Annotated in this window: 7 protein-coding genes and 3 pseudogenes; 7 read left to right on the forward strand and 3 right to left on the reverse strand. The window is 51.3% G+C overall.

Annotated elements, in window-relative coordinates:
* Positions 1-97 precede the first annotated feature (97 nt).
* Together HDC30_RS28840 and HDC30_RS28845 are read left to right on the forward strand one after the other, a co-directional pair.
* The gene (locus HDC30_RS28840) at positions 98-943 is read left to right on the forward strand and encodes an EcsC family protein (protein WP_183786257.1); all 846 of its coding nucleotides are present in this window, start codon (positions 98-100) and stop codon (positions 941-943) included.
* Between the two features lie 247 nt (positions 944-1,190).
* Positions 1,191-1,631: a hypothetical protein gene (locus HDC30_RS28845; RefSeq protein WP_183786259.1), complete on the forward strand. Its 441-nt coding sequence runs from the start codon at positions 1,191-1,193 to the stop codon at positions 1,629-1,631.
* Positions 1,632-1,936: 305 nt separating this feature from the next.
* On the opposite strand, the pseudogene HDC30_RS28850 reads toward HDC30_RS28845, so the two are convergent.
* Positions 1,937-2,104 (reverse strand): annotated as a pseudogene (locus HDC30_RS28850) (transposase); the annotation flags it as partial.
* 799 nt (positions 2,105-2,903) lie between these two features.
* Here HDC30_RS28850 and HDC30_RS29285 point away from each other — a divergent pair.
* The 4 genes and pseudogenes from HDC30_RS29285 to HDC30_RS28865 form a co-directional block, all read left to right on the forward strand.
* Positions 2,904-3,111, forward strand: a pseudogene (locus HDC30_RS29285) (ubiquinol oxidase subunit II); the annotation flags it as partial.
* Complete coding sequence (locus HDC30_RS28855; RefSeq protein ID WP_183786261.1) at positions 3,098-3,235, forward strand: hypothetical protein; 138 nt, start codon at positions 3,098-3,100, stop codon at positions 3,233-3,235. The pseudogene HDC30_RS29285 and the gene HDC30_RS28855, both read left to right, overlap by 14 nt.
* 43 nt (positions 3,236-3,278) lie before the next feature.
* Complete coding sequence (locus HDC30_RS28860) at positions 3,279-3,383, forward strand: DUF2474 family protein (protein WP_183786263.1); 105 nt, start codon at positions 3,279-3,281, stop codon at positions 3,381-3,383.
* Between the two features lie 60 nt (positions 3,384-3,443).
* Positions 3,444-3,683 (forward strand): hypothetical protein, encoded by a 240-nt coding sequence (locus tag HDC30_RS28865; RefSeq protein ID WP_183786265.1) that lies wholly within the window; start codon positions 3,444-3,446, stop codon positions 3,681-3,683.
* Between the two features lie 233 nt (positions 3,684-3,916).
* On the opposite strand, the gene HDC30_RS28870 is transcribed toward HDC30_RS28865, so the two are convergent.
* Positions 3,917-5,128 (reverse strand): hypothetical protein, encoded by a 1,212-nt coding sequence (locus tag HDC30_RS28870; RefSeq protein ID WP_183786267.1) that lies wholly within the window; start codon positions 5,126-5,128, stop codon positions 3,917-3,919.
* Between the two features lie 360 nt (positions 5,129-5,488).
* Between HDC30_RS28870 and HDC30_RS28875 the strand changes: the two genes are divergently transcribed.
* The gene (locus tag HDC30_RS28875) at positions 5,489-5,707 is read left to right on the forward strand and encodes a hypothetical protein (protein WP_183786269.1); all 219 of its coding nucleotides are present in this window, start codon (positions 5,489-5,491) and stop codon (positions 5,705-5,707) included.
* A gap of 217 nt (positions 5,708-5,924) precedes the next feature.
* Here the strand turns inward: HDC30_RS28875 and HDC30_RS28880 are convergent.
* Positions 5,925-6,361, reverse strand: a pseudogene (locus tag HDC30_RS28880) (transposase); the annotation flags it as partial.

Here is a 6,361-nt window from a genome sequence, read left to right on the forward strand (position 1 = left end):
GATCTGCCGATCATCACTCTTGATATTCTAGTTCACCGCTCACTTATCGCTGCCTCAATCGGTGGTTTCTTGTTTGCGGACTGAGCCACCAAAGGAGATGTATGTGAACATCAAAGACAACCCCGAAGACTACAAGAGCTTAAAACAGGCGGTGGATTTACTGGAGTCTCCTTCTCTGACGGCGAGGCTGTCCGGCTTTATCGGGTCGCCAATCGAAATTGCGGTAAAAGCCTTACCTGAATCGATTTCAAAGAAGGTCAACGGTGCGGTGACGGCGGCCCTGCACTCATCCGTTGACGCCGCGTTGTGGAGCTTGGAAAACGCACCTAAAAAACCTGCATCAACACGACTGCACAAGCTTTATGCCGCGACCTCAGGTGCTATCGGCGGGGCTTTCGGCTTTACTACGCTGTTCCTCGAACTCCCCGTCTCCACGACCATTATGATGCGCTCAGTAGCCGACGTGGCGCGCAGCGAAGGTTTTGACTTGAGTGACTTTGCGACCAAACAGGCGTGCATCGAAGTGTTCGCTATGGGCGGCCCCAGCCAAGCGGACGACGCGACGGAGACGGGGTACTACGCTACTCGCAGCTTTACCACTCAGGCAATGCAGCATTTGTCCAAAGAGCTGGCAGAGATAGCCGCCAAACACGGTGCTAAAGCGACAAGCTATTTTGCACCGGGCCAGGCCGGGAAATGGCTAGCCGTGCTGATCGAAAAAGTGGCTACACGCTTCGGCTATACCATTACTAGCAAATTCGCGGCGCAGGCAGTTCCTGTAATTGGAGCGTTGACCGGTGCATCGATCAATGCTCTGTTCACTGACTTCTATCAAGACACTGCCAGAGGTCACTTCATCGTCAAAAGGCTCGAAAGCATATATGGCTACGAACAAATTGAGCATGAATACGCAGCGATCAAGAATACGTCTCGGATCAGTTAGAGCAGAACGTCAAGAAAGATGACCTAAGCGGATAAAGTCAATCAAGAAAAATTCCGGCAGCACAGAAATAGCAAATAAGATGTTTATTTTAGATGTATTTCATGCCCCCTTTTTCGATTGGCAGATATACTGAAACATCAACGGCCACGGCTCAGCTTCACGAGACGTTTTGTGGGGTAAAGCGGTCGTTAGACCCGGCATCGATCTAAGGCCGACTTAATTAATTGAATTTCTATCAGAGGCATCTATGATGCAACTCGAACGCCTGCTACTTCAGAGAATCAAGGAACGTGAGAAAGTAGGCCCACACCTAATCTCACAAGAGCATCTGGGTCTGAATGGGCGCATTGCGCTGATGATCACCAACGCGGTTGGCACCATGTGGTGTGCCTATATTTTTGCGGGAATTGCCTTAATCAGCTTACCCTCTGCCATCGCAGGAGGAGTCTCGACTCTCATCGCCTGGATTGCCCAAACTTTTCTACAGTTGGTACTTTTATCAGTCATCATGGTAGGCCAGAAGGTGGCTGCTGCTGCCTCAGATAAACAAGCACTGCAGACCTATCAAGACGCTGAGGCGTTGCTGAAGGTTCAAGATGAGGTACACCGGCTCATCGAGGTCAATAATACGATGACAGAAGCAATTCACGCTGCGATCCTCGCAAAGGACTCCACGGTGGCCAAGTAAATTTGCCTCTGAAGCCAATGGGTACACCAGAGAGAGTTATGATACTCCACGACCGTGCAGACGCTCGCTCAAGATTTTGCAACTGAAGGCTTAGGCTGATAGTGCACTCATTAGCCTAACCCCAGCGATAATAAAGGGCTCTAGAACAGACTGTGTGAAAACACACTGACAGGCCTTAGACCAAACGCCCCGACTTGTTCGGGCGTTTGTTTTTGTGCTGAAAAGGCTCTTCAGCCCATCAGTTTCATCATTTTCTTGGCTCCCAAGACACTGATCGCTCGATTAAAGTTGTACGCGGTCACGTCCACCCGCTTTAGCTCAGCACGTAGTCGGCGAAGCTCGGCACTCTGATCATCCTCCTGAACGCGCTGCTCTAGAAGCTTGGTGTAGCGCTTAATCCAGGCATAGAGGCTGTGCAGGGACACACCCAATCGCGCAGCCACCTCCGAGACAGGAAGCTGCTTTTCGGTCACTTGGTTGACCGCCTAGATTTTGAATGCTCCGGGATAACGCTGGTTGCTCATAGCACCTCCTAATGGGTCTCATTTTAAGGCTTGGAGGTGCCTACGAAACTAGGGACGATTCAATCTACTGAAACGCGCAATCAGATTTTGCAGACAAGAAAAAGTTCTGTATATCAGCCCGGATGAACAGACGGTGCTAAACGTCGCATATGTTCAGGGGGAATTTATTATCAAATCTGCTCTTGGCGAGACAACCCATCCGTCAGTGCTCATAGCTGCAGCCTTATGACACCTCTGTCAGCGGCATAAATTTCAGAGATTTTCATTGTTCGTTCTTCAGATCGAATGCGAACGATTGTGATCAGCCCGAAGAGCCTTGGCTCATGAACAGGAAAACCCTAGAGATCAAACTTTACAGGGATTCTCTGGCTGGTGATTTTTACTGCAATATTATGGCTTTATTTTATTGAAAAAGCTGTTTACGCTGATAGATGGTATTGATGAGCTGGTAATTATTTGTGATTAGACAGGGCGATTAACTGGGAATAGCCTGAACGCGTGCCCAAAGTAGAGCGCGTGAAACGGGTCGATACAAATCGATATTTGGTTGCTTATGAATATTTTTTGCGTTTTGCAATACCTGAAAAACAACCATCAATAAGGCCCTTAATTTAGGCCGCCTCTTATGTGTGGATTCTCGGAGAAATACCATGAGCGAGGTTGAACGTTATAAATCGTACAAGGGGGCGGCAGCTTGTTGGGGTGCACTGATTACGGTGACGGAAAACTGGCTGGGCAGTGAAAACGCATGGTTTTCCTAGGCTATATCGGCCAGGCATTCAGCATTTGGCCATCGTGCCGCCGTCCATCGGCCTGTAAGGCGGCGCCTTACCAATCTCTAGCCAGCTGTTCATCCTAATCGGCACTCTGTTCATGCTGCCGCCATCCTGGTGCACACCAGCTGGAGCTACTACGTCTTCTGCGCAAAAGTGAGGATTGACAATGGTTACCACTAATGCTGAAAAACCGATGCCGTTTTACAAGCAGGTGGCACAGTTAAGCCTGCTGTTTTGCACGGCGCTGATCATGCTGGCCGCCGCGACGGCCCTGACAATGGAGTTTGCCCATGGCACCCTATGAAGTGTCGCACGCTTAAAGTCAGCCAGGCTCTTGATGCAAACGGGTGTATTGGCTTATCGCTATTTGGTTCGCCAGCGTGGCTGCACTCAGCATCATGGCCGGTGGTTTCGGCACAATCATGCACATGGCCGGCATGAGCAGCCATTGACGGGGCATTTTACCTAACGAACGTCCGACGCTGACATGGCGCCGGATCAAGGAGAGAAATATGTCAGAACGTATCGACAAAGATCATCCCGTTAAATACGTGACACAAAGTGGTGTCACCGTGATGATTGGCTTCAGTTGGAGCCCGACGCTTGATATTCCTGTGGGGGCCAGGTTGACCATGCCAGGCAAGGCTGCACGGCCAGCTTATGTTGAGGGTGACCACTGGGAGAGCTATGAGCAGGCAATTGAAGGGGCACGAGAAGCGGCGGAACGGTGGGTGAATTCACCGCTTCGATGAAAGTCTTTGGCCAGTTAGGGATCAATACCGTCACTATTGGCGAGGGAGCTTGTTCACTCGTCATAGTGCATCGCTGCTAAACAAAAAGGTGGCGACCGTACTCGGATTTGCAGACCAAAGCTCAAGGAATATGGATCAATGCCCCTTCAAAGGGGGGACACGAAATGTTCGAATACGAACACTCCGAGTGAGCTGCTCCTTAGAAAGCAAGGAACAAAGTCTTGGGACTGGGTTTATGCCTTACCGCTTCCTATGCAGACCGGCAAAGGCTCGCTCGCACGTCTATCGGATCGCTTAAAGATTGTTTGCTCTAGGTGTTTACGCACATCGTCCCATTCCATTTGTTGGTCGACAGCTTTGATCAGCCAGGCCCCGACCACAATGGGATCATTTTCGTAGACATGCTTCCCGGTTCGGGTATAGGTGATCAGCCACCCCGGATAGTCATCCTTGTCGTGGTGATAGTCCCCAAGGTTTGCTTTTACCTGTTCGCCATAGTTGTAGACGTTCGTTAGCACAGCGTATGGCCTTCCGGCTACATACTCATCGACCCGACAGGTATGGGCTGGTGAGAAGGAGTCCTGCATAACGTGCAACATGCTCCCAAGAGCAACATCCGGCGTGAGAAGGTCGCGGCCCTCATAGTCCGTTCCGGCAGGAGCAAAGAGCGTCCGAACCTTCTCGTTCTTCTTATCTTTAAGGCAGTAGTTGAGGTCGACCCGAGGCATCCCAAGCTTAATCTCATCTGCCTCAGTCAAAGGGTCATCTGCCTTGATTTTCTTGATCGCTACCTTATAGGCGAATTCCATCCAGAGGAGTGCCTCGGATGTGGTCTTTCTTAATCTCGCCTGATCATCCCCAGCGTTGGGTTCGTTTGTCATGAAGTGCAGGTATTGCATCCTGCCGTAGTGGGAATGCCAGGGAAGATAGTCTGCCGTCTTGACCCAGCAGCCACTGACACCGCCTCGGTACTCGGCATGGGTGTCTTCGAATTGCCTCCTTAGCTTGAACAGCCCAGTGGTGAAATTCGCGCCCTCACCCCAAGTGAACATGAGTGGATCGTCGTTCCACCAACTGCCATAGATGATCCCGTAGGTGGTGTGCTGGGGCTTTGCTTCTTTGGGCCACTCAGCACCAGTGATGAAATTCACTGAGTCACCACTAGCACGGTTCACCAAAGCCGCCTTGGGGTTCCTTAAGTAGTAGGCAGGCTCAAGGTACTCATTGATAGCAAAATTGGTGAGATGCTCGTGTACGGTGTGGAAATCATTCTTCAGCCAACACGTATTGATAAACCAAGCCCGGATCCTGCCTTGGTCTGGAACGCCATTTTTCATTTCCAGGACGCGATAACAAGGGTTCACTTGAAATGCGAACGCCCTGGGAGCACAGATCGTGAGGAAGGCAATAATGGCTACTAGAACGGCGCAGCGTATCTGCTTCATGGCGTCTTCCTTAGCGAGGTGGCGATTAGCTATCAATCATAGAGTACCCCACAGACTCTGCATCCCTCATGGGAGTTCGCTTGGGCTATCTCAGCCCGATGGAGTTTGAGCGGCGTTATGCGAGCAGTAACTCTTAACGACCTTTCCACCAGTTCCTGGGCACACCAAAAGGCTTGCGTAAGTCGGTCGCCCACGTGGTCTGAGATGCACGCCTACCAACATGTTGAGAGATTCCAGGTCAACATGGGCGTCCGCTTCGGGTCGAAAGCGGCTGCTGGCTCCGATGATGCGTATCTAAGCCAATCTACTGCGGTCGCATGAGCTAGGCTTTGCAAACCCCTCATTTCCAGGATGGATAGCATGCCAAGTAACTCGGTTTCCAATATCGCCACTGCTGACGCGCTGACATTGCTTCTGCATAACCAGCATGCACTGGCGGCGGCAATCGAGGAGGTCGCCGTTTGGCTTGCAGCCAGTGGCGCGGCAGTGGTTGCAAATAACGCTGTGATGGCTATGGAGACCTTAGACACAAATGTAAAAGCGATCACAGATGCGATTATGCGGATACGGCAGTCCTAACATCGCCTTTGCGGGCAGCAATCGGTCAGAAACAGACGTTGGCTAATGACCGCTACCGGCCCAGAGTGTGTAAAAACGCTCATGACCTCATCGCTTTCGATCACCGACGTTCGTTGACTGAGCGATTGCGTAGTCAATGCTGCGGATCGCATCAGTCGCGACCTGGAACACGTCAACGCCGTTTTACAGCCTCCGGGATGGGCCAAAATCAGCCTTTTTAGGCTGACAGTACCGTCTTCAAACCGTGGGCACCGATGATGTTCATGACCCGTTTCAAGTTGTAGGCGAGCACATTTAAACTCATCTCCGCACTCACCCGGCCAGCTTCGGGTCAGGAAGTGCGTTGCACCCATCCATTGTTTGAGCGTCCCGAAGGGATGCTCAACTGTCCGTTTTCGGACTCGCATCATCTCCGGGGCTTTGCTCAGCCGAAGCTGCATTTCCTCCAATACGGTTTCATGCTCCCAGCGCCGAATTCGTCGTTCCGTGCTCGGTGTGCATTGCGACTTCAACGCGCAGCCCTGGCATTTCGAACTCCAGTAACGATGCAACTTCAGGCCTTTTTCAACGCAGGAGTAGTGCCAGATCAGCGCCTCGCCAGCCGGGCAAATGTATGCGCTTTTTGCCGCGTCATAGATGAAGGCATCGTTATTG

This window comes from Pseudomonas sp. JAI115 (assembly GCF_014200835.1).
Lineage (GTDB): Bacteria > Pseudomonadota > Gammaproteobacteria > Pseudomonadales > Pseudomonadaceae > Aquipseudomonas > Aquipseudomonas putida_A.

Excerpts from the sequence above, each read along its gene's own strand:
- HDC30_RS28840 (WP_183786257.1), top strand. The coding sequence starts at position 98 with ATGTATGTGAACATCAAAGACAACCCCGAAGACTACAAGAGCTTAAAA.
- HDC30_RS28845 (WP_183786259.1), top strand. The coding sequence starts at position 1,191 with ATGATGCAACTCGAACGCCTGCTACTTCAGAGAATCAAGGAACGTGAG.
- HDC30_RS28855 (WP_183786261.1), top strand. The coding sequence starts at position 3,098 with ATGGTTACCACTAATGCTGAAAAACCGATGCCGTTTTACAAGCAGGTG.
- HDC30_RS28865 (WP_183786265.1), top strand. The coding sequence starts at position 3,444 with ATGTCAGAACGTATCGACAAAGATCATCCCGTTAAATACGTGACACAA.
- HDC30_RS28870 (WP_183786267.1), bottom strand. The coding sequence starts at position 5,128 with ATGAAGCAGATACGCTGCGCCGTTCTAGTAGCCATTATTGCCTTCCTC.
- HDC30_RS28875 (WP_183786269.1), top strand. The coding sequence starts at position 5,489 with ATGCCAAGTAACTCGGTTTCCAATATCGCCACTGCTGACGCGCTGACA.